The sequence below is a fragment of the Lacinutrix sp. WUR7 genome (assembly GCF_016864015.1).
Classification (GTDB): Bacteria; Bacteroidota; Bacteroidia; order Flavobacteriales; family Flavobacteriaceae; genus Oceanihabitans.
Map to the genome: position 1 here is coordinate 1502612 of NZ_CP045067.1, position 23627 is coordinate 1526238.

25 protein-coding genes are annotated in these 23627 nt (G+C 33.0%); 5 read left to right on the forward strand and 20 right to left on the reverse strand.

Going from position 1 to position 23627, the window contains the following annotated elements:
- Positions 1 to 17: 17 nt before the first annotated feature.
- The 5 genes from gndA to FG167_RS06655 form a co-directional block, all read right to left on the reverse strand.
- Positions 18 to 1418: an NADP-dependent phosphogluconate dehydrogenase gene (gene gndA, locus FG167_RS06635; RefSeq protein WP_203460641.1), complete on the reverse strand. Its 1401-nt coding sequence runs from the start codon at positions 1416 to 1418 to the stop codon at positions 18 to 20.
- Positions 1411 to 1902: a gluconokinase gene (locus FG167_RS06640; RefSeq protein ID WP_370568414.1), complete on the reverse strand. Its 492-nt coding sequence runs from the start codon at positions 1900 to 1902 to the stop codon at positions 1411 to 1413. Before FG167_RS06640 ends, gndA begins: the two co-directional genes overlap by 8 nt.
- Positions 1903 to 1914: 12 nt before the next feature.
- The gene (locus FG167_RS06645) at positions 1915 to 2934 is read right to left on the reverse strand and encodes a polysaccharide lyase family 7 protein (protein ID WP_203460642.1); all 1020 of its coding nucleotides are present in this window, start codon (positions 2932 to 2934) and stop codon (positions 1915 to 1917) included.
- 51 nt (positions 2935 to 2985) lie between these two features.
- On the reverse strand, positions 2986 to 5295 hold the full coding sequence (locus tag FG167_RS06650) for a chondroitinase-B domain-containing protein (RefSeq protein ID WP_203460643.1): 2310 nt from the start codon (positions 5293 to 5295) through the stop codon (positions 2986 to 2988).
- Positions 5296 to 5371: 76 nt separating this feature from the next.
- Entirely contained in the window at positions 5372 to 6301 is a 930-nt protein-coding gene (locus tag FG167_RS06655) for a polysaccharide lyase family 7 protein (RefSeq protein ID WP_203460644.1), read from the reverse strand.
- Positions 6302 to 6496: 195 nt separating this feature from the next.
- Here FG167_RS06655 and FG167_RS06660 point away from each other — a divergent pair, with 195 nt between their 5' ends.
- Positions 6497 to 7165, forward strand: coding sequence for a TIGR02594 family protein (locus FG167_RS06660; protein ID WP_203460645.1), 669 nt, complete (start codon positions 6497 to 6499; stop codon positions 7163 to 7165).
- Positions 7166 to 7362: 197 nt separating this feature from the next.
- Here the strand turns inward: FG167_RS06660 and FG167_RS06665 are convergent, their stop codons facing one another.
- From FG167_RS06665 to metG, 6 genes are all read right to left on the reverse strand, one after another.
- Positions 7363 to 7830 carry a hypothetical protein gene (locus FG167_RS06665; protein WP_055443924.1) on the reverse strand — a complete coding sequence of 156 codons (468 nt, stop codon included), beginning with the start codon at positions 7828 to 7830 and terminating at the stop codon, positions 7363 to 7365.
- Between the two features lie 249 nt (positions 7831 to 8079).
- Positions 8080 to 10206 carry a Tex family protein gene (locus FG167_RS06670; protein WP_203460646.1) on the reverse strand — a complete coding sequence of 709 codons (2127 nt, stop codon included), beginning with the start codon at positions 10204 to 10206 and terminating at the stop codon, positions 8080 to 8082.
- 87 nt (positions 10207 to 10293) lie between these two features.
- Positions 10294 to 10998 carry an OmpA family protein gene (locus FG167_RS06675; RefSeq protein WP_203460647.1) on the reverse strand — a complete coding sequence of 235 codons (705 nt, stop codon included), beginning with the start codon at positions 10996 to 10998 and terminating at the stop codon, positions 10294 to 10296.
- Between the two features lie 6 nt (positions 10999 to 11004).
- Positions 11005 to 11475, reverse strand: a complete 471-nt coding sequence (locus tag FG167_RS06680; RefSeq protein WP_203460648.1) for a lipocalin family protein — start codon at positions 11473 to 11475, stop codon at positions 11005 to 11007.
- A gap of 399 nt (positions 11476 to 11874) precedes the next feature.
- Positions 11875 to 12342, reverse strand: coding sequence for a hypothetical protein (locus tag FG167_RS06685; RefSeq protein ID WP_203460649.1), 468 nt, complete (start codon positions 12340 to 12342; stop codon positions 11875 to 11877).
- Position 12343: 1 nt separating this feature from the next.
- Positions 12344 to 14404, reverse strand: coding sequence for a methionine--tRNA ligase (metG, locus tag FG167_RS06690; RefSeq protein ID WP_203460650.1), 2061 nt, complete (start codon positions 14402 to 14404; stop codon positions 12344 to 12346).
- Between the two features lie 58 nt (positions 14405 to 14462).
- On the opposite strand from metG, the gene FG167_RS06695 reads away from it, so the two are divergent.
- Together FG167_RS06695 and FG167_RS06700 are read left to right on the forward strand one after the other, a co-directional pair.
- Complete coding sequence (locus tag FG167_RS06695; RefSeq protein WP_370568415.1) at positions 14463 to 15494, forward strand: LD-carboxypeptidase; 1032 nt, start codon at positions 14463 to 14465, stop codon at positions 15492 to 15494.
- Positions 15495 to 15730: 236 nt separating this feature from the next.
- Positions 15731 to 16090 (forward strand): YraN family protein, encoded by a 360-nt coding sequence (locus FG167_RS06700; RefSeq protein WP_203460651.1) that lies wholly within the window; start codon positions 15731 to 15733, stop codon positions 16088 to 16090.
- 46 nt (positions 16091 to 16136) lie between these two features.
- Here the strand turns inward: FG167_RS06700 and FG167_RS06705 are convergent, their stop codons facing one another.
- From FG167_RS06705 to FG167_RS06735, 7 genes are all read right to left on the reverse strand, one after another.
- Positions 16137 to 16820, reverse strand: a complete 684-nt coding sequence (locus FG167_RS06705) for a haloacid dehalogenase type II (RefSeq protein WP_203460652.1) — start codon at positions 16818 to 16820, stop codon at positions 16137 to 16139.
- Positions 16821 to 16873: 53 nt separating this feature from the next.
- The gene (locus tag FG167_RS06710; RefSeq protein ID WP_203460653.1) at positions 16874 to 17950 is read right to left on the reverse strand and encodes an L-dopachrome tautomerase-related protein; all 1077 of its coding nucleotides are present in this window, start codon (positions 17948 to 17950) and stop codon (positions 16874 to 16876) included.
- A 27-nt stretch (positions 17951 to 17977) separates the two neighbouring features.
- On the reverse strand, positions 17978 to 18643 hold the full coding sequence (locus FG167_RS06715; RefSeq protein WP_203460654.1) for a peroxiredoxin-like family protein: 666 nt from the start codon (positions 18641 to 18643) through the stop codon (positions 17978 to 17980).
- Between the two features lie 27 nt (positions 18644 to 18670).
- Entirely contained in the window at positions 18671 to 19327 is a 657-nt protein-coding gene (locus FG167_RS06720; RefSeq protein ID WP_203460655.1) for a DsbA family oxidoreductase, read from the reverse strand.
- A gap of 2 nt (positions 19328 to 19329) precedes the next feature.
- A complete protein-coding gene (locus tag FG167_RS06725) occupies positions 19330 to 19644 on the reverse strand; it encodes an EthD family reductase (protein ID WP_203460656.1) in 315 nt (104 codons plus the stop codon).
- 87 nt (positions 19645 to 19731) lie between these two features.
- Entirely contained in the window at positions 19732 to 20280 is a 549-nt protein-coding gene (locus FG167_RS06730; protein ID WP_203460657.1) for a carboxymuconolactone decarboxylase family protein, read from the reverse strand.
- A gap of 75 nt (positions 20281 to 20355) precedes the next feature.
- The gene (locus FG167_RS06735) at positions 20356 to 20919 is read right to left on the reverse strand and encodes a TetR/AcrR family transcriptional regulator (RefSeq protein WP_203460658.1); all 564 of its coding nucleotides are present in this window, start codon (positions 20917 to 20919) and stop codon (positions 20356 to 20358) included.
- Positions 20920 to 21094: 175 nt separating this feature from the next.
- On the opposite strand from FG167_RS06735, the gene FG167_RS06740 reads away from it, so the two are divergent.
- Positions 21095 to 21769: a class I SAM-dependent methyltransferase gene (locus tag FG167_RS06740; protein ID WP_203460659.1), complete on the forward strand. Its 675-nt coding sequence runs from the start codon at positions 21095 to 21097 to the stop codon at positions 21767 to 21769.
- 41 nt (positions 21770 to 21810) lie between these two features.
- Here FG167_RS06740 and FG167_RS06745 read toward each other — a convergent pair whose 3' ends face one another.
- On the reverse strand, positions 21811 to 22686 hold the full coding sequence (locus FG167_RS06745) for an AraC family transcriptional regulator (RefSeq protein ID WP_203460660.1): 876 nt from the start codon (positions 22684 to 22686) through the stop codon (positions 21811 to 21813).
- A gap of 95 nt (positions 22687 to 22781) precedes the next feature.
- Between FG167_RS06745 and FG167_RS06750 the strand changes: the two genes are divergently transcribed.
- Positions 22782 to 23126 (forward strand): DUF983 domain-containing protein, encoded by a 345-nt coding sequence (locus FG167_RS06750; protein WP_203460661.1) that lies wholly within the window; start codon positions 22782 to 22784, stop codon positions 23124 to 23126.
- A 186-nt stretch (positions 23127 to 23312) separates the two neighbouring features.
- Here FG167_RS06750 and FG167_RS06755 read toward each other — a convergent pair whose 3' ends face one another.
- Positions 23313 to 23582, reverse strand: coding sequence for a hypothetical protein (locus tag FG167_RS06755; protein WP_203460662.1), 270 nt, complete (start codon positions 23580 to 23582; stop codon positions 23313 to 23315).
- Positions 23583 to 23627: the final 45 nt, after the last annotated feature.

Below are 23627 nucleotides of genomic sequence, written 5' to 3' on the forward strand. Positions count from 1 at the left end.
GGTTTGATTCGTTTGTGTTATTTCCAGATGGTATGGTGGCTTTTTACACCATCATCATCTGTTCTTTTATACGTGTGTGCTCCAAAATAATCGCGTTGTGCTTGTAGGATATTTGCGGAAGAATTTGCTGTTGTAATTCCGTTAAAAAACGGAATAGATTCTCCTAAACAAGGCGCCGTAATATCATTAAGAATACATTGTGACACTACCTTTTTTGCTGAAGGTCTGTATTGTTTTATCGAAGCTATAAGTTGCGTATTGGTTAATATGTTTGTCGTCTCTTTAAAGACTATAACCAATTCTTCCATTAAAGTAGATCTTATGATACAGCCGTTCGTCCAAATTCTAGCAATCTCGCTTAAATTTAAACCCCATGAGAATTTATTGGAAGCTTCCGCAATGAGTTTAAAACCTTGATAGTGGTTTATAATTCTTGCAAATTGATAGGCTTCTAAAACTTCTGTGGACGTACTATTTACAGATGAAGTCGTTTCCGTTTTAAAGTTTTCATTTAATTGTATACGTTCTTCTTTGTAAAACGAAGTATAGCGAGAGAATAGGGCAGAAGCGATTAATGTACTTGGTACACCAAGTTCTGCAGAAGCAATAGTTGTCCAGTTTCCGGTACCTTTATTTCCTGCTTTATCTAGAATTTTTTTTACTAGCCAATCGTTGCCTTCCTTTTTTCTTAGAATGTCTATGGTTATTCCTAGTAAGTAACTATCTGTTGTGCTTTTCCAAGTTTCTAAAGTGTTTGCAATCTCGTCTAGATTTTGTCCGGAAGCTTCTAAAATAGTACAAACCTCAGCAAGCAATTGCATTTCTACATATTCCACACCATTGTGTACCATTTTTATAAAATGACCACTTCCTTCTGGTCCAACATAGGTGCAACATGGTAAATTGTTTTTGTCTTTTGCTGCAATTTTATCTAGAAAAGGCTTTACGTTATTATACGCTTCTACATCGCCACTTGGCATTATAGACGGTCCGTTTAATGCTCCTTCTTCCCCTCCTGAAACACCAGTTCCTATAAAATGAATGCCTTTAGATTTTAAGTAGTCACCACGTTCTTTTGTTTTTAAATAATTAGAGTTTCCACCATCGATTAAAATATCGTTTTTTGATAAATGCGGAAGCAGATCTTCAATGACATAATCTATTGTTTTTCCAGCATTCACCATGAGCATTATTTTTCTTGGTGTTTGTAAAGCATTCACAAAAGCAGAAATATCATCAAAAGCGGATGCATCAGATAACTCGGAATAGTTTGCCTTAAAATTTTTAGCAACATCTACTTCAACACCATCTACGTGTCTATTAAACATGGCGATTTTAAACCCGTTTTTAGCCAAATTACGGCATAGGCTTTTTCCCATGACACCTAAACCAAATAATCCAAATGCTGATTTATCCATTAATTTGTATTTTTATCGTTTTTATAATGTTTTCTGGTGTTAGGCTAATATCGATTTTCAAAGCATCTTTAGGTTCTTCTAAAGTTTCAAACTGAGATTTTAATAATTCGGAAGGCATAAAGTGATTTCGTCTTTTATTCACTCTATTGAAAATTTGATTAAAATCACCACTTAAATACACCCATCTTGTTTGGGCTTCCAGATCTAAACTTAAAGTGTCTCGATACTTTTGCTTTAAAGCAGAACATACGATGACGCAACTGTTTTTGGTCAATTGCTTTTTCGCTAAATCATTTAATGTCTCTAGCCAACCTTGTCTATCTTCGTCATTTAAAGGTTTTCCATTAGACATCTTTTTAATGTTCGCTTTGGAATGGAAATCGTCACCATCAAAAAAAGGAATATCTAATTCTTGAGCGAGTAGTTTTCCGATAGTACTTTTTCCACAACCTGAAACTCCCATTATATATATTACTTTTTTCAATATTTTTATTTTTTATTGGGCCGTACTTTTGCCTACAGTTGCTGCTTTAAACCAAACCTCTGCATAACTTCCATTTGCATATTGCTTTTCTATATCACCACCATAAGTCTCAGACTTGGTAGATTTTCCGTTTGCCTGGTTATAAGCACCTTGTTTGAAATAATTAATTTCGCCAGCATAAGCAATTTCTCTTTCTACACCTACTGTTCGTCTAGATGCATACACATCCATGATCTGCTGTGGGATTTTTGATTTTGTCCCAAAATCGGACATCAATAAATTTTTGGTAAAGGTTTTAGTCTCGTGTCCTTCACTTGTAAAGGTTAAATACATAATGCCATTATAAATATTTACCTCGTAGCTAAATTCTTCGCCTAATGCAATACCATCTTCTGGTTCTGCAGGACTTGTAGTCGCATTTTCTCCAACCACCGAAAAATCATATCCCCAAACTGCTGTAGAAAAATCCCATCTACCAGAATTGTCTCCCTTTGTATTTATTTCATAGTTCCAAAAAACAGAACCTTTTGTGTGTCCTGGGAATTTTTTATAGAATATTTTTAGTGGTTCGTTTTCATGTCCTTCATCGCTATGAATTTGCCCAACAACCACAGCGTACGAAGACGAAACATCTGCATTTCCTGTTGTAGAAACATGTTGTACTTTTAATGTTCCAGTTAGTTTTCCTCCAGTTTCTGGAATCCAATGTGCTTTTTGACCAAGCTCTGTTCTTGTGTTACTTGATGTTCTAGAAGTGATACCAGAGTTTGGTGTTTTATAGACTACCCAATCTGTATTACCATCATTTTCTACATAAAAGAAATCGTCTTTTTGGTAGTTTACTAAGTCATCTACGTAGGTTCCGTCACCTAAAAGAATTTTCCATTGGTCCATAAATGGAATGACATCACTTGGAAATTTTGTTACCTTTTTTGTTTCCTTTTCCACCGTTGCTTCAGCAGTTGTTTTAGTATTATTTTTACATCCAACGATTAGTAAAAGTGTAAAAATTGCAAATAGTAATTTTTTCATTTTAAGCTTTTTTATTGCATTTTATGAGATTGCTGCCTGCGCAGGAATCAATTAGTACATCAGTGTCATCACTAAATTTTCTTCCGTCTTAATTTGTCCGGAATTAGTTACTGTATTTTCAGATTCCACATTGTTTTTTGCTCCCCAAAGAATAGATACAAATTGTACTGGATTGTTTTTAAATGTGTTTTTAGTAATATTTACATTCACAATACCATTGTGGTTTAGTAACCTTTTGTTTTTTTCTTTTGCACCACAATTCGTAAATGTGCTGTTAGATATTAAAAGGTTTCCTCCAATAGTAGACTCATCATAACCACCTCTGTAATAATCCACAACATTTTGTTTTACGTTGTTGAATTGACAGTTGTTAATGGTTAAATATTCGGTATTATAATCTCCTCTATCGTTTGTTTCTTCCGATAATTCTATGCCGTTTTCACAATCTGAAATGGCAGTGTTTTCAAAAGTTACACGTTCTGAAAAGGATTGTTTGTATGCTTTTAAAACATAGTTGAAATTACTTATTTCTGTATTGGAAACGGTTAGCCCGAAATGATTCGACATATTCTCTTTTAAACTAGCAAACGCATAATTGGAAGCGTTTCCTTTTAAGATCATGTTGTTTACTGTCAGTTTCCCTTTAGGTTGTAAAGAAAATAATGGGGTATTTGCTACACCAGAAAAAACAAGTTGCGCTTTTCCTTCTGATTGTATAGTAAGTGTTTTATTGATTACTAAAGATTTTGAAATAGCATAAACACCTTCCGCGACAGCGATAATATCACCAGTATTAGCAGCATTTATTTTGGTTTGTAATTCTTCTGCTTTAGTTACGGTGTGCGTTACTGGAGTTGCAGCTTTCATTTCGTTAGAATACCATGAAGCACCATATTTGGATTTATCTAGAATATTAGGATTCGTAAAATCGACACCTACAACGGCACCAATACTATTGCTATTTTTTCTAGAGTTACCAGATAAGTCTTTTTCGATGGTTTCAAAATCAAATCCATTATAAGGTTCTACGTCACTAGGAATTCCTGTTGGAAGTAAAATATAATCAGATACTTTTTGCAACTTTAGAGAGGCAGGAATTATTCCGCCATCAAAGTCCTTGAATTTCACACCTTGATTATCTACGACGTTATTTTTGAAAGTTACGCCATCTGCTTTGTCATTTTCAACAACAATGCTTTTCAGGCCTTTTTCATTATACACCACATTATTAGCAACCGTAGTTCTAATAGCTCTTGCAGAACGGATTTCCGATTTTGGTAATACATCTGCTTGTGCAATGTTGGTACCTACGCCAAATTGCCAAGGAGCACTACAGTTTACGTAGGTGTTATAAGCAACCACCACATCTGTTACTTGATTGTAACGGTTTAAAGGTGATTTTGGAATACCATTCATAACAGCCAACGGACTTCTAAAGCTTTTTCCTTTTAAGTTGAAAAAGTAATTATTAGTAACCCAATGTCCTGTGTTTATAATTCGAATTCCACCATATTGTTCATTTACGCCATCACCAATAAAATAGTTACCATCAATGGTCACGTAATTTCCATGACGAGTAACTACAGAACCTTCACTTTTATAAAATACATTATTTCTAATTTCGTTGAAGTTGGTTTTACTTGAAATAATTTCTACTTCGCCATTACACTCCTCAAATAAATTATTTGCAATGGTTGTATTACTTGGACTCATGGAAGTAAAGCTACTTCCTAATTGAATTGTTTCTCCTCTTGCTCCACCTTTTCTAGGTCGAGGTCCAAAATGGTTATTGACAATTTTATGATAATTCTTAATACTTTGAACCCCTTTTAAATCCACTCTTACTGTTGGTCCACCGTTTGTTTTTCCGGCAAGATAACAATTGCTTAACTCGTTATGTCTTCCGTAGAACTGCACCCAAAGATCATCATTATCGCGTTGTAGTTTATTGAAATCTACAATAACACAGTTTGTAACTTTGCAGTTATTTGCTATGGTATTTTTGTCTAATCGGAAAGCGATTACATTTTCAGATGGAGAATATCCATTTCTAAAATGTAAACCACTTACTTCTAAATATTCACCACCAAAAGCTAGGTTAGAAATTCCTTCAATAAAAACTTGACCTTCGGTTTCTGCTTTAATGGTTATAGGCTTGTCTTTAGTTCCTTTTCCTGTGAATTTTATTTCAACATCTTTCCAAACTCCATTTGCTAAAACAATGTTGTCTCCAGGTTTACTATTTTTAATCGCAGTGTTTAATTCTTCGATATTGGATACTGTATTTAAGCTAGTAGTTTCTGTGTTTCCACAAGCGACTAGAAACAAGGAAAGGATTAAAATGGAAGCTATTTTTTTCATAAATGAATTATTAATAGGTTGTTGTTTATAAAATACAAAAAGCCTTTCGGTTTAGAAGGCTTTAAAATTGTTTTACTTAATGTGTGACACTTAAGCTGTAATACTTTACATACGAAAATGCGTCTGCATCCGTAGTTGTTAAATAATTACCTGCTTTAAAGTAGTTTTCGTAAGGCCATTTGTCTAGACTAATATCTTCATAAGCATAAGGTGTATTTGTATTAAGTTGTATTTCTATTTTAGCGTCACTTGCCGTTATTCTGAAATCGAATGCATCATTACCAACATAACCAAGATTGACTTTAATGTCTGTCCATGTACTGTTAGAAGTCTCTAATAAATCGTCTCCATCTGTGGAATCATCTATTAATGATTTTTTGTGTGACCAAACATAACCGTCTTTCCAATAAATCTTTATTAAAGGAGGACCATTATTAGATGAAAAACCATGTGTATTCATATCTTCCGGAGAAATAATGCCATGAATTTGCATCACTATCACTTTATGATAATCATCACTAGATTGTGTGTTTTCTGAAACAGCATCTACTTTTAAACGTCCTGTCATTTCTCCTCCTTCTAATAAGCTCCAGTTGTCGCTAGAACTATTTGGGTTTATAAGCTCTCTTAATTCGGTTCTAGAATACGAACTGTTTGTTGTAGAAATATCTGGAAAGGTATAAAATAGCAAAGAAGCATCTGTTTCGTCATCATACATATAGGGTTGTACAGGTTCTAAAGTTTGATATCCTAAATTTATTAATTCCGAAGGTTGGTATTCATCTGGTCCACCATTATTATTCTCATCAACAGGTAAAGTTACTTTCCAATTCGAAAAATTGATATCTGCATATGCGATTATTTCTTCTTCTTCCGAATCATCAATATCTACTTCTATGATTTCCATATTATCTGAAGAATTATCCGTACTAGAACAGCTAAATGTCATAAACACAATACAGATTGTGAGTACTTGTAGTAGTTGTTTTTTAGTGATTGTTTTCATCAGTTTTTATTAAACATTACAAATTGGTTAACCAGATTGGTTTACCAAAAATAGCGATATTTATTTAATTCGCAAGTTTTTGTTAAAATAATTTGATAAAAAGCAATTTATAACGCTTTTTTTTATTAAATTTATTAATAGTAATTCTTTCCCTAAATTTTAATGGCATCATATTAATTCTTTAATTTAACTATTATGTTAGGTGATACTTTGAAGATTGCTTTTGGCGAACTAGGCCAAAAAGAAATTAGTGGTTCGGCACACAACGAGCGTATTTTAAAATACCAAGAAATGACAGGTTTAGATTTTGGTAATGATGAGGTTGCTTGGTGCAGTATTTTTGCTAATTGGGTAGCTCTACAAGCTAATTTAGAAATGTCTAATAGTGCAATGGCTAGAAGCTGGCTAAAGGTGGGTAAAAAAACCGATTGGCCACAACCAGGAGATATCGTTGTGTTTTGGCGTACAGATATTAATAGCCTTTTTGGTCATGTTGGATTCTTTTTGGGTTACACCAAAAGCGGAAAATCTATTTATTGTCTTGGTGGAAATCAAGATGATCAAGTAAATATTCAAACATTTACACTAGATAGGATTATTGAATTTAGAAGCTTGACAGATGATTTGGAAGAGGACTTAGAAATTCCTACAGGATATTTACGCATCACAGAGAGTAATGGAAATGTAAAACTATTGCAAAAGATACTTATTAAATTGAATTATTTAACGGGTAGCGCTGATGGTGTTTTTGGACCAAAAACATACGCGGCACTTAAAGCCTTTCAAGAAGCTAATTCTATTACAGTAGATGGTATTTATGGTAATCAATCTAGAGAGACTCTAGAAAGAATTTTAAATGGATAAAGCTAAAAGGATGCTTGCTCAGCAAAGATTGCAGTAATTTTTTATCTAATAAATATGATGTTCTATTCGTTTTATCGTTTGCTATAAACAAATATAAAAAGCGTATGCTACAAATTTGTAGCATACGCTTTTAAGTTAATTAGTTATGTTAGGAAATTATTTATTAGTCTTTGAAATTTAGCGTACTAATTAAAATGTTATTTTTTAAGAAAGCTCATTTTAATAGTATACGGTTTTTTATTTACCCAAGTAGTGTAGTTCCATTGCATGGATTTATCCGTAATTTCAGTAATTTTTATTTTGAATTTATCCGTTTCCCCATTTTCATTTTGATGTTTTAATATAACATCATATAAACCATTTTTTTTCGAAGATTTAGAAACATCAAAAGAGATATCTCTTTTTCCGTAAGAACAATAAAGATCATTTATAGCATAACTACCGGTATTGTTTGATGGACTAAACCTCCAAAGGCTTTGTTCAAAACAAAAATTGGTTACATCATTAAAAAGTGTGATTCTTTCATACATATCTGGTTCTACATAAGATACTTTATTAAGTAACCAGAAGTCTTTTAAGATTCTTTCTGAAGAAACATCATTAGATGATTTAAAAGAAAATAATAGAATACATGCTAAGGGGATAAATACTAATTTTTTAATCATTTTGCTATTAATGTTGTTAGCATTACATGATTAAGATTCTTGAAAAACCAGTCCCCTTTCTTGGTAATTCCGTCTTCTAAATAATGTTTTTAAAAATGTTTAATGAAAAGCAATCTTCATTAAACATTTCCATGCTATTGTTAGGGTTTTTAGGGTATTTTGACAATGATTTCATCGACAAAGTACGAATATAGCACATTAACGGTCATTTTTCCAAAAATTAAGTGGTTTTTTTACGATTTTTTACAACTATTTGTGCAATTTTAACTGAATACGCTTTCTAACTGCATCTATTTCAAGAACTTTTACAATGATTTGTTGGTGTAAATGTACATGGTCATTTACGTCTTTAACAAAAGAGTCGGAAAGATTAGAAACATGTATCAATCCACTTTCTTTAATACCAACATCTACAAAACACCCAAAATTGGTAATATTATTTACAATCCCTGGTAATAATTGCCCTTCTTCCAAGTCGTTAATCGTTTTAATATTTTGATTAAAGGAGAATGCTATGGCTTCTTCTCTAATATCTAAGCCTGGTTTTTCTAACTCTTTTAGAATGTCTTCCAAGGTTAATAATCCTACTGTTTCCGAACTGTAATTCTTTAAATTTATTTTCTGAAGTAATACCGTATTTCCTATTAAATCTTCTACAGATACCTTTAAGTCCTTTGCCATTTTTTGTACAATCTTATAACTTTCAGGATGTACTGCGGAATTATCTAACGGATTTTTAGCCTCTTTTATTCTTAAGAAAGCAGCACCTTGCTCAAAAGCTTTTCCTCCTAATCTTGGCACTTTTTTTATTTCGTTTCTTGAAGTAAATACGCCGTTTTCATTTCTGTAATTAAAAATATTTTCGGCTAGTTTTGGTCCGATACCAGAAACATAACTCAATAAACTTTTACTAGCAGTATTGATATTTACGCCAACACTATTTACACAATTTTCTACTACAATATCTAGCTGTTTTTGAAGCTTGCTTTGGTCCACATCATGTTGGTACTGTCCAACACCAATAGATTTAGCATCAATTTTCACGAGTTCTGCTAAAGGATCTTGCAAACGTCTTCCAATGGAAACCGAACCTCTTACCGTTACATCGTAATCTGGAAATTCTTCACGAGCAATTTTGGATGCCGAATAAATACTTGCTCCAGCTTCACTAACCACAAATACTTGAACATCCTTTTTAAAATGAATTTCCCGAATTAAAGCTTCTGTTTCTCGGGAAGCTGTCCCATTCCCAATGGCAATGGCTTCAATCTTGTAAGTATCTGCCAAAGCGCTAATCGTGTTCATGGCTCCAATGCTATCGTTTTTTGGCGCATGCGGATAAATATTTTCATTGTGTTGGAGTTGTCCTTGTGCGTCTAGACAAACCACTTTACATCCAGATCTAAATCCGGGATCTATGGCAAGAACTCTTTTTTCACCTAAAGGAGAACCTAATAAGAGTTGTTTTAAATTATTGGCAAATACGCTAATTGCAGACGCATCTGCTTTGTCTTTTGCAATTTGTAGCGCTTCATTAGATAATGAAGGGAAAAGTAAACGTTTGTATGCATCGGCTATTGCTAATTCTATTTGATCTGCACATGCGTTTTGAGAGCGTATGATTTTGTTTTCTATTTTATGTAAAGCACTTTCATTGTCGATCTCTATTTTTACACGGATAAATCCTTCGGCTTCGGCTCTTAAAATAGCAAGTAATCGATGCGAAGGAATTCTATTTAAAGATTCTTCCCATGCAAAGTAATCTCTAAATTTTTGTGCCTTTTCGTCTTCTTTTTTTGTTTTTATCACTTTCGTGGAAATGATTGCGTAACGTTCCAACTGTTTTCTAATGTTATTTCTAACATCTGTACGCTCGTTAATCCATTCGGCAATAATATGTCTCGCGCCTTCTAAAGCATCTTCAGTAGAAGTGATTTCTCCTTTTACATAGGTATAAGCGATGGATTCTATATCGTTAGCATTTTGGCTCATAATAATCTTTGCCAAAGGTTCTAATCCGTTTTTTCTAGCAGTTTCTGCTTTGGTTTTCCGCTTCTTCTTATATGGTAAGTATAGATCTTCAAGTGTCGTTAAATCGGTACAGCCTTTAATTTTTGCTTCTAATTCTGAAGTTAAAACCTCTTGTTCTTCCAAGGCTTTTAAAATAGCTGTTTTTCGTTTTTCTAAAGCTTCAAATTCTTCTTTGTATTTTACAATATCTCCAATTTGTACTTCGTCTAAATTTCCAGTAGCTTCTTTTCGGTATCTAGAAATAAAAGGAATAGTGCAGTCTTCGTTTAAAAGTGCAACGGTGTTTTTTACTGAAGTTTCTGCTAATTGGGTTTTGGAAATTATAAAACGTAATAAGTTGCTCATTGGTTGTGCTGAAAATTAAGTGGATATAAAAAATCTCGTTTTCAAAATAACAATGAAAACGAGATATATACAAATGTAAATAAAATTTTAATTACCAGTTTGTTGATTGGCTTCATCAATCATTGCTTGATTAGGTAAAATAGCAATATTTACACGTCTGTTTTTTGCTCTACCTTCCGCAGTTGTATTGTCGTACATTGGTTGTGACTCTCCAAACCAGTTGGTTGTAAAACGACCATAACTTAAACCTTGACTCGTTAAGTAATTAGTCACTGCATTAGCTCTGTTTTTAGAAAGCGTCATGTTGTAGTCTTCATTACCAGAACTATCTGTGTGACCAACAACTAATATGTTTGTGTTAGGATACTCTTTAAAAACACCGACTAATTTATTTAAAGTTTCTTGGGAAGCATTGTTGATATTGTACTTTTCTGTTGCAAAATATACACCGCTGTTTTCATCAAAAGTAACAACAATACCATCATCAATACGTTCTACTGTGGCTCCTGGGATTTCTTCTTCAATTTTTTGGGCTTGCTTATCCATTTTGTTTCCAATAAGAACACCAGCGCCACCACCAACAACACCGCCAATAACCGCACCTAGTTCGCCATTGCCTCCTTTTCCTATGTTGTTTCCAAGAATGGCACCTAAAATAGCACCACCTGTAGCACCAATAACAGCACCTTTTTGTTTGTTGTTTGCATTTTCAACCGATTTACAGTTACTTAAGTTAATTGCTAAAAGCATTGTAAAAAGTATAATTCCAGTCTTTTTTATAGTATTTTTCATAGGGTTTTAAAGTTTTGAAAAGTTAATAGTTATTGTAAACGGTTTTCCTTCTAGATCCACCGTTTGTTTCCATTGCATTTGCGTGTCAGACAAAGCAGCAAGATTTAATCGGAAGCCAGTATTTGTTTCCGATTTGTTTTTTTCGTTTGTAGGTTTTAGTAAGAAATCATATAAACCAGTTAGTTCATCAATTTCTTTAATAGTAAACACAAAGTTTCGAACACCATCTGTGCACTCGGTATTATTTACAGTGTAGGTTCCTGTATTGTTATTTGGAATAAAATTCCATGTACTACCTTCAAAGCATTCTTTTGAAGCGTCGCCCAATAGTTGTACATTGTAAGTTCCTGCTTCGCTGTACGTAATATTGTCTATTACCCAATCACCTTTGATTACTTTTTTGGATTGTCTAACCGTTTTAGTTGTGCCACAAGAAAGGAGGCAAACGGTCAATAAGCATAGTATTAAATGTTTCATAAATTAGTTTTAAGTTTTTTTCAATATAAATTTTATACTAGATGGAGAATGACATTATCCAATAAAATGATAACGCATACCATAATTTTAGTACTAGTAAATGTACGTGAAACTGGATGAAAATAGATTTTTGGACCCTTAGGTTTAGCTAAATTTTAACAAAAATAAACGTGTATATAAGTCTGTAGTAAAACAAACAGTAATACAGCTGTTCTGGAGTAAGTATTTGTAGATGCAGGTATTAAATAAGAGTTGACTTTTTTGAAGGATGCAGCGCTCTTGGATTAGATAGTAATAATTTGTTTTATAGAAATTTGGTTCGGGATTAAATGGTAGAAAATGTATAATAATGAAAACCTCGAAGTTTTATACTACGAGGTTTTCATTAATATGGGTTTACTACGCTTTTTGAAATTGCATATTAACTGTATATCGTTTTTTTTTAACATACACAACGTAATTCCATTGCATCGAATCGTTGGAAAGCTCTGTTATTTTAATTCTGTAATCTTGCGTTTTTCCAGCTTTATTCTCTGCATTTAAAACGATATGAGAATACCCTGTTTTTTCTTCGGTTTTAAGGAATCGATACGAAATTTTACGCTTGCCAATAGTGCAATAAAGGTCATTTATTGCATAGGTACCAACCGATTCTTTTGAATTAAAATACCAACGACTATCTTTAAAACAGAGGTTTGTTGCATCATTAAAAAGAATTGTCTTGTCATACATATTGGGTTCTACAAAAGATACTTTTGTGAGTAACCAACTATCGGAAAGACTAAACGTTGCTACCTTTTTTTTAGGTGTTGCAGTTTTACAGGATATAACAATTAAAAGAATAAATAAGCGTATTCCTTTTTTCATCTTAACTAATATGCAATCCATTACTAACATTAGCATCATCGGGATTTACAAATACCAATTTACCATCTGGCGTTTCGGTCATTAAAATCATCCCTTGACTTTCTACTCCACGTAATGCTCTAGGAGCAAGGTTTACTAAAACAGTTACTTTTTTACCAACTACTTCTTCTGCAGTAAAGCTTTCTGCAATACCAGAAACAATGGTTCTTACGTCAATTCCTGTGTCTACTTTAAGTACTAAAAGCTTTTTTGCTTTTGGCATTTTTTCGGCTTCTAAAATAGTACCAACACGAATATCTAATTTTGTAAAATCTTCAAAAGCTATCGTTTCTTTTTGTGGTTCTACTACTGCATTTGCTATTTCGTTAGCTTTTTTGCTAGCTTCTAATTTGTCTAATTGTTTCTGAATTTCTTCATCTTCAATTTTGGAGAAAAGTAATTCTGCTTTTCCTATTTTATGTCCAGCTGGAAGTAAGATTTCTTTGGTAGAAACTTCATCCCAAGACGTTTGGTTTTCACTAGATTTGCTATTAAGAATTCCTTTTAGTTTGTCTGAAGTGAACGGTAAAAACGGTTCGCTTAATGTTGCCAAAGCGGAAGCGATTTGCAGTGCAACATACATAATGGTTTTTGTACGTGCTTCGTCTACTTTAATAACCTTCCAAGGTTCTTCGTCTGCTAAATATTTATTTCCTAATCGAGCAAGATTCATTAATTCTTGACCAGCTTCTCTAAAACGGTATCTTTCAATAGAGCTAGAAATTACATTTGGATATGCTTTAATTGCAGCAAGAGTTTCTTGGTCTATTTCTGAAAAATCGGTTGGTTCCGGAATAATTCCTTCGTAATATTTATTTGTTAAAACAACTACACGATTAATAAAGTTACCAAAAATGGCTACTAATTCGTTGTTGTTTCTTGCTTGAAAATCTTTCCAAGTAAAATCGTTATCCTTACTTTCTGGTGCATTTGCTGTTAATGCATAACGCAATACATCTTGTTGGTTTGGGAAATCTTCTAAATATTCAGGTAACCAAACAGCCCAGTTTTTTGAAGTAGAAAGTTTTTTACCTTCTAGATTTAAAAACTCGTTTGCTGGCACATTATCTGGAAGAATATAAGAACCTTCTGCTTTTAGCATTGCTGGGAAAATAATACAGTGAAACACAATATTATCTTTACCAATAAAATGTACTAGTTTGGTGTCTTTGTCTTTCCAATATGGTTCCCAATCTTTTCCAACACGCGCTGCCCATTCTTTAGTAGAAGAGATATAGCCAATTGGTGCATCAAACCAAACGTAAAGTACTTTTCCTTCGGCTCCTTCAAGTGGTACAGGAATTCCCCAATCTAAATCTCTGGTTACTGCACGCGGACGTAAACCATCATCAATCCATGATTTTACTTGTCCGTAAACATTCGGTTTCCAATCCTTTTTATGACCTTTTAGAATCCATTCTTTTAGAAATTCTTCGTGTTTATTTAAAGGTAAAAACCAGTGTTTGGTTTGTTTTAATGTTGGTACATTTCCTGTGATAGCCGATTTTGGGTTTATTAAATCGGTTGCGTTATGACTTGTTCCGCAGTTTTCACATTGGTCACCATAACTTTCTTCAAATCCACATTTAGGGCAAGTACCAACTACAAAACGATCTGCTAAAAACTGATTTGCTTCTTCGTCATATAATTGCTCTGTAATTTCTTCAACAAATTCGTTTTTATCGTACAAAGTTGTAAAAAACTCAGAAGCTGTATCGTGATGAATCTTCGCAGAAGTACGCGAGTAGTTATCGAAAGTAATTCCGAAGTCTTCAAAAGATTGCTTAATAATTGCGTGATATTTATCTACAATGTCTTGCGGCGTTACCCCTTCTTTTTTCGCTTTAATAGTGATTGGAACACCATGCTCATCACTTCCACAAATAAAGGCAACATCGTTTCCTGTTAAACGCATAAAACGAGCGTAAATATCTGCTGGCACATAAACACCGGCTAAATGACCAATATGAATTGGACCGTTAGTATATGGTAACGCAGCAGTAATAGTATATCTTTTTGACATTGTAAATTTCTTTTTGAAGCCACAAAAGTACGCTTTTTAAGAGGGATTTAGAAAAAAAATGTACATTTACATTATGACTAAAAAAGGAAACTTTTTACAATTGTTTTGTGTGTTTTTTTTCTTCGGAATTATGACACTTACTGCACAAGATAATAGTACTAAAAATACTACGAATTTGATACAACCAGATTATTTAAAATCAGGAGATACTGTTGCTATTGTTGCTCCTTCCGGAATACTTAAAAACAGAAAAGGAGAAGTGGAACAAGCGAAATCTTTACTTAAAAGTTGGGGTTTAAATGTCGTTGTAGGAAAGCATGTTTTTAGTAAAGACAATCACTTTGCAGGAACAGATGCACAGCGTTGTGAAGATTTTCAGCAAGCATTAGACGATCCAAAAATTAGCGCTATTTGGTCTGCTAGAGGTGGTTATGGAACGGTTAGAATTTTAGATAAATTAGATTATACGCAATTTAAAAAGCATCCAAAATGGATTATTGGCTATAGTGATATTACGGCATTGCATAATCAAGTACATAACGAAGGGTTTCAATCTTTACACGCTTTAATGTGTGTAAGTTTGACTAAGGATTTAAGTGAAATAGAAGAAAGTATAGCAACTTTTAAAGATGCCCTTTTTGGAAGGCCAATTGCATATACTTTAAAAGGATCAGAGTATAATAGAGTAGGAGAAGTAACCGCTCCTGTGGTTGGTGGAAACTTAACCATTTTGCACACCATGTTGGGTTCTAATACCAGCATCGATACTTCTAATAAAATTTTATTTATTGAAGAAATAGGCGAGTATAAATATCATATTGATAGAATGCTTCAAAGTTTAAAGCGTGCTGGTTATTTTGAAAACTGCAAGGGTCTTATGGTTGGAGACATGAGTAAGATGCGAAAAAATACAACACCTTGGGGAACTTCGGTAGAGCAACTTATTTTAGATGTTTTAGCGGAATATGATTTCCCTATCGTTTTTAATGTTCCTGCTGGTCATGAAAAAGATAACCGTGCTTTGATACTTGGTAGAAATGCTACGATAACTGTTGGAAAGGATAAAAGTACCGTTGTTTTTGAAGAGTAAAAACTTGTTATACGGAATTGGGTTTAGGATGCCTTTTTAATATAGATTTCGCATCTAGTGCGGAATGACAGAACAATGAAATAATAGGAATAAGAAGTAGGATGAGATTCCTGCCTTTATTATAATAAAACAAAAGAGATTCCCACTTTCGTGAAATTAAATTTAGCTGGCTTGAAGAGATTCCTGCCTGTATAATAATAAATTAGAAGAGATTCCCACTTTCGTGGGAAGTGAACATGGCACAACATAATGAACTAGGTGAAAAGGGAGAAGAGTTAGCAGTAGATTTTCTATTGCAAAAGGGGTATGCAATTATGGAACGCAATTACCGATTTCAAAAAGCCGAAGTGGATATTATTGCTAAACTAAAAGATACTCTTGCTATTGTAGAAGTGAAAACCAGATCTACTATCGATTTTGGGAATCCGCAAGACTTTTTAAAACCGAAGCAAATTCAACGCATAGTAAAAGCAGTAGACCATTATGTAACCACGAATAAACTAGATGTGGAAGTACGTTTTGATATTATTGCCATCGTTAAAACGGGAAAAACCTTTGAAATAGAGCATTTAGAAAATGCTTTTTATCATTTCTAAATACTACGAAAATAACATTGCATTATTTGAAACTTCTTTTTATCCTTTAGGTATAAGAAATAAGGATATTGGCAACTTTTTGCAAATCACTTTCATTAATTTCAGTCTTAGGAGCTAAAGGAAATACTTGTTGTCCGGGTCTGCTAATAAATGCAGCTCTCCAACCAGCCCAAAGTGCGCCAGCAACATCCCAACCATGTGCAGCAATAAGCATACAGTCTTGTGGTTTAACGTTCATTTTATTGGCTGCCCAATGATAAACATCGGTAAAAGGCTTGAATTTACCAACAGACTCAATACTTAATAACGCATCAAAATAAGGTGTTAAACCTACGTTTTTAAATTTGTTTTTTAAGCTTTCTGTGTCTGAGTTAGTAAGTGCTACCAAAGTATATCCTTCCTTTTTTAATACTGCTAAGGCATCCTTAACTTCTGGATGCGGTGGTAAATTCTGCATGGCACTTGCAACAATTTTTCTTGCTTCATCTTCAGAAATTAGAATATCATTATTTGCAGCAACCATTTGCAGAGCGGCAGCACCAATATGACCAAACGGTTTGTATTGTCCGCTTGCAGAAACCACTAACGAATATTGTAACATTGTTGTAAACCATAAGGATAGTAAATCTTCTTTTCCGCCTAAAGCGGCTCCAATCCGTTTTTTCATAGCGGTTAGATCTAAAAGGGTTTCGTTTACATCAAAGAATAATACTTTAGGTTTGGTTTTCATTTTATGAAGATATGTAATGTTTTACTTTCGGTTTACTCTAGAAGCATCAAAAACTAATTTGCTAAGGCAATTTTATTAATGGTAAATTCCATTTCAGAAATATCTGCAGTAACCTCATGAATCCTAGAGTTTGTGAAATATAAATAACCATCGTATATGCTAAAGGTATCTGCCCATTTTATGGCATTACCTTCCACTAAAGTATGTATACTACCATCTGGTTTGCGATACTTGATTTTGTTATGTTCTAAATCTGCGTAATATAAGTTTCCGTTTTCGTCAAAAATCATTCCATCTGGTGCAGAAGTTTTAGCTTCAAAAGTTACTGCGTTTTCAATCTCTTTTTCATCATCCAAAATTAGTGCTTTTGTTGGTATGCTGAATAAACTATAACCCGAAAGAGCATGGTAGTATAATTTGTTATTCTTGGAATCTAAAGCAATTCCATCGGAATGTACAGCATTTGTCCATTTCTTATTTTCAAAAGTTAAAAAATCTAATTCTGCTGCTGTCGAAGGATGATTATCTAAAACTCTAGTGAACTTTTCCGTTTTTAAATCTAAAATGACTAAACCAGAATTACCAGAATCTGTGAAGTAGATTTTGTTATTCTTTTTGTCAAGACGTAAATCGTTTATATAAGAATTAGGATGATAAGCATCTTCATTCAAAATATAAGTATGCTCTAAATTTTTGGTGTTTATATCAAAAACAAAAATTCTAGGTGCATCTACAACTTCTTGAAAAAGTGCACTTCTGGTATCTAAAATGTAAATCAGATCGTCGTAAACCACCACAGATTGTACCCCAACAAATTTATTAGTTTCTGTTTTTTCTCCTATTTCCCAAGAGTTCCATGCTTCATTTGGAAAAGCAGCGTTTGTTCCATTTGTAATTTCTGCTACAGCATTCTTAACTCCTTTTCTCCACCTTGGAAAGTTTACAAAAACACGACCTGCATTACTCACGGAAACCCCAGTTACTTGTTGCCCTTTAAAGGATGCTATTTGCGTTATTTTTGGTGTTTCGGTTTGTGCCGTAACAGGTTTAGTTTCCACTTTGTTTTCTGTTTTTTCTTTACAAGAAAGCAGTAAAACAGAAAGGATAAGGATGTAGCTGAAATTTTTCATTGATATGTTTTTCTTAATAAAAATACATTATTTTAACTTGTGTAAAGCAGATACTATTTCTGAAGGTTCTGCACGTGCTGTGTAATCTGCATCTAAAAATGCATACGTGATAATTCCGTTGGTATTAATAATATAAGTGGCAGCTAAAGGTAAGGTGTTACTAGTATCTCCATTTACCTTATTTAAACCAAAACCAGCGTTATACATAGAAGCGACGTCGTCTGTTAACGTGTAAACAACACCATATTCTTTTGCAATAGTGTTTCCTACATCACTTAAAACGGCAAATTCTAAATTGTTTTTTTCGGAAGTACTCAAAGAGTTATCCGGTAATTCTGGTGTTAAAGCTAAAAGTGTAGCGCCTTCGTTCTTAAATTCAGGTAATTTTTCTTGTAAAGCATGCAATGTGATATTGCAATACGGACACCAACCACCTCGATACCATGTTAAAACTACAGGTCCGTTTTTAAGTACATCGTTTAACGTAATCGCTTCGTTTAAGGCATTTTTTAAAGTGAAATTGGGTGCTTTGTCACCAACATTTAAGGCAGTATCTAGTACGCCAGATTTAGCAACACTAGCAATGCCGTCGGCATATATTTGTTTCTTTTCGTCTGTAAATTTCGCGGCACCTGCTTGACGTACTTTATCTAATAAAACGTCTAATTCTCCAGTGTTTTTATTGTTGTCCATGGGTTGTGTATTAAACAATGGGTTACATTAAACCGATTGTTGTTCTTTAATTAATTCGGTTAAAACTTGTTTAAAAGTTTCTACAGGTTGCGCTCCTGTAACGGCGCTTTTACGATTAAAAACAATAGTTGGTACAGAGTTTACACCCATGTTTTTCCAATAGTCTTGTTTCGTTCTTACTTCTTTACGTGCTTCTTCATTATCTAATTTAGTTAAAGCTTCGTCTGCAGGAAGACCAACACTTAAAAGTACTTCTTTTAAAACATCTTTTTTAGACACATCTTTTCTATCGCTAAAAAACGCTTTAGTCAATGCCATTTTTAGTTCGGTTTGCTTTCCGAAGTCTTTAGCATATTCTAATAAAACGTGAGCATCAAAAGTGTTCACCATACGCATTTCATCAAAATAATCGAAGGTAAAACCTAATTCCGCACCAGCTTCTGTCATCATTTGCTTCGATTGGTTTTGTTGCTCTGTCGTAGAACCATATTTTTCTGTAATATGCTCGTTTACATTTTGACCTTCGGCTGGCATATTTGGGTTTAACTCAAATGGTTGCCATTCTATTTCAATTTGATCTTGAATACCAAGTTCTTGGATTGCTTTTTCCAAACGCTTGTATCCAATGGTACACCACGGACACACAACGTCTGAAACGATATCTATTTTAAGTTTTTTTGACATCATTAAAAAGTTATTAGTTCACTAATTTGAAGTTCTCCTTTTACATTGCTATAGTTTTTTATATCTGCAGCAAAGGTTTCGGCATGAGGTCCAAAAGACTCTTGAAAAGACGCTACACTATCAAATTTCAAATGTGCGATGGCTACATAAGGCGCCGGTTCACCAGGAACTCTGCTAGCCAATCCTAAATCTAATTCTAAACCTTTTAAAGCACTACCAAGAGCATCTACGATCATTGGTAAATGTTTTGTTTTATAATATGCTGCATCAAACTGTACATCTTTGCCGTTTGGATACATTACAGATACTTTTATCATGATATTTTTTTTTATAAAATTAATAAACCTTCCTCAAAAAAAGAGGAAGGTTTACAGCTATTAATCTGTAGTTTTAGGACTACAATTTTATTTTTTCCAAGCAAATTTTTGAAAACCAGCATCCACAGGTGTATTTGCAATATGGTTTGTATAATTGCTAATTACTTTTTGAGATAATCCTAAAATGATTTCTAATACTTGTTGTTCTCCATATCCAGCTGCGTAAAAAGCATCTAAATCTGCTTGTGATACGTTACCACGATTTCTAACAACAGATAAAGTCATTGTACGTAAAGCTTCTAATTTAGCGTTTTCTAAAGGTGTTTCGTTACGTAAAGCTTCAGTAATAGCATCATCTACTTTCATCATTTTTGCAATTCCTGTATGTGCAGGAACACAGTAATGACATGCGTGTTCTACGTTGATTGTTTGCCAAACGACAGTCAATTCTTCTTCGTTAAATGAGGTTTGTGTAAATAATTCGTGTAAGGTTTGGTATGCGGTTAATAATTGAGGTGACGCAGCTAATACACCGTGTAAACCAGGAATCATTCCATAAGCTTTTTGAGAGTTTTCTAATAAAGGTTTGCTTGCTTCAGGAGCAGTTTCAATGTTGTGAATTTTTAATGTTGTCATAATTTTTCTTTTTAGTTTAATATGTATGTTAATTTTATCTAAACGTTCGTTTAGTTATTGTGTAAAAAAAATGTTTTATAAATTTTGGAAGGTCATTTCTATATAATCTTCTATTTCTTGTTTGGTATTAACTCTTGCTGCAGCTGCTAAACCATGTTTTGCTAATAATAAATAATTAGCTTGTTTTGCTATCGTTTGCGCATCTTTTGTAGCATCCATTTGTAATTTTTCTATAATGATGGATTTTAAATTATCCATAAATGAATTCATTTGTGTTTGGATGCATACATCTTCTTTTTCAGAAAATTCATTATACGTATTGGTTACAAAACAACCTTTTATTTCGTCGGTTTTAAAATTGGAACTTACAGAATCGTAAAAGAATTGTTTAATGTCTGCAACACCATTTGTTCCGTTTTTTAGCTTTTGTAAATAAGCGTTTACTTTAGACTTATAAAGATTTAAGCTTTCTAGAAATAATCCGTGTTTGTTGCCAAAACTAGAATATATAGAGAACTTGTTAATGCCCATTTCTTTTTCAAGCATTTGCATAGAGGTAGTTTCATAGCCATTTTTCCAAAAAAGGTGCATCGCTTTTTCTACTACTTCTTGTTCGTTATATTGTTTCTTTCTAGCCATATTTGCTTTCCGTGAAAACGGAATATTCTAATTACAGGACAAAACTAACTAATCGTTTAGTAATAAAAAAACGTTTTAACTTTTATTTATAGTTTGGTTGCAAAGGATTATTTTAATTTTACTGGAAAATATATATTAAAATGCTTTTATATGGGCACTTATTCATAGCGAATTCATGAAGCAAAAGAAAAAAACATCTAAAGAGATAAAGAAGCCTTGGCCAACTAAAGATGCCATGGAACAAGTTTATGAAAGGAAACTTTGGGGTAGTAATAGTGCTGCATTTTATTCTGGAGAAGGATCGCATGACCCAGAATTGGTTTCTCCATATTTAGATTGCATTATTTCCTTTTTGAATTCTTTTAAAAATAAGCTAGTAGTTTGCGATTTAGGCTGTGGAGATTTTAATGTGGGTAAAGAATTGGTCAAGCATACTAAAAGATATATTGGGGTCGATATTGTTTCTAATCTTATTGCACATAATAAAAGAACTTTTAAAGCTGAAAATTTAGAATTTCAATGTTTGGATATTGCAGTAGACAATTTGCCTTCTGGCGACTGTGTTTTATTACGACAAGTATTACAGCATCTCTCGAATGCTGAGGTACAAAATATACTGAATAAATTAGCAGATTTTAAATATATCATTATAACCGAGCATGTACCGGAAGGTCATTTTGTACCGAATGCAGCTATTATTTCGGGACAAGGAATTAGACTAAAAAAGAAAAGTGGTTTAGATGTGTTAGTTGCTCCTTTTTATTTTAAGGTACAAGAAGAAAAACAGTTATTATCCATTCCTTTAAAGGATGGGAAAGGCGTAATTGTAACATCACTTTATACCGTTTAGAATCTACTTTAGTAAAGGAGAAAGGTATAAATAGTTCAGATTTAATGAAAATACTTCTTCCTGAAATGTATTGGTGTTTCTCCGGTTTTAGCTTTGAAAAATTTTGAAAAATAAGCGTAATCCGAAAATTCTAACGTATTTGCAACATTGGCTAAATTATTATTAGAATGTACTATTAGTCTTTTAGATTCTAATAATATTCTTTCTGAGATTAGCTGACTCGTAGTTTTATTTAAAGTTTGCTTTACTACTCTATTGAGATGCTTTGTGGTTATATGTAATTGGTTGGCATAAAATTTTGGTAGTTTCTCTTTATAAAAATGCGTGTTTATGGCATTTTCTAAGTTTTCTAATATTATAGAATAGCTTGGAGATACCAATTTCTCTATGTTTATATCTGCAGTGTATGCACGTGTTAATTCTATATAAATGCTGTTTATAAGGTTTGTTATTTTTAGTTCTTTTAAAAGATGGTCTTGCTGATATTCTGCATAGGCCTCTTGGAATTTTAATTGTAATTCGTTTCTTTTTTCTTGTGGTACTTCTAATAAAGGCGGATTTTGATAGGAATAAAAAAACGGAAATGAATGTAGTGTATGGTCTAAAAATTTCATCTCATAGAATTCTTGTGAATGGAAAAAGATATAGCCTTCCGGTTTGGTGTCAAATTTCCAAAAATGGGTTTGCCCTGGTTTTAAAAAGAAAACTTTTCCAGGGTTTATAGTATAAGAATTAAAATCAATTTCATGGGTTCCAGTTCCTTCCGTAAAGAGAACACAGAGATAGAAATTATGACTGTGTGGTTTGCTAATTAAGTCCTTGTTGCGTGCTATGTGGTTAGAAAAAGAATTGATATACAAATCTTTTAGAGGTTTCGATTTTTGAAACTGATCAATTTTTAAAACAGGTATCTTCATAGTAAATGTCTTAAAAGTACAAAAAATGGCGAATATTCTATAGGATTATTAGGGTTTTATTGTTCTAGTTTTGTGGTACCATTAATTCATAGATTATGAGCGTAGTTGTTAATGCATTAAGTTGTAAATGTCCTAATTGTAAAAAAGGAAATATTTTTAATAATAGAGGTAGTTTGTTGTTGTTCAAGATTCCTAAAATGAGTGCTAGGTGTAAGGAATGTGATTTTAAGTTTGAAAGAGAACCAGGATTCTTTTTTGGGGCAATGTTTGTTAGTTATGCGCTTGCAGTAGCACAAATGATAGCAAGCCTTATTGTATTTTGGTATTTTATTGATTTATCTCCTTTAAGAGTCTTTTTAATTATTACTTTAATAGCCCTGTTGCTAGGAGCAGTTAATTATAGAGTTTCAAGATCTATTTGGATTTATCTGTTTTATTAAGATTGGTTTTTGGGTTTTTGTTGGAGGTTTCATTGTGTATTGAGAGTAAACAGAAATGGGAAATCTCTTTGCTAACCAAGTAGTTCTAATTAAATACTTCTCTAAAACAAAAAGCTACAGTAATTAAACCATAGCTTTGTTATTCTTCTTTCTATACTAGTAATAGTTAGGGTGTAAATAGACTATTTATTCGTTGTGTTCTATGTTTTTCAGATTTTCTCCAAATGGATTGGTCCATTTCCCATTATCAAATGCAATAATTCCATATTCATTATGGTAAAACCTATTTCCGTATTCGGTTTGTTTTTCAATTCCTGCAACGTAATCTGGAAGACAAAAAGTAGATCCGTTTTCTGTAACTTCAGTGTAACCATCATCACAAGGGTCTGAATCACAAGAGTAAAAGGATACAATTAATACTGCAAATATTCTTAAGTATAATTTTTTGTTTTTCATTTTTGAAGTTATTAACGATTTGCTAAGTGTTTAAAGTGTCAATTT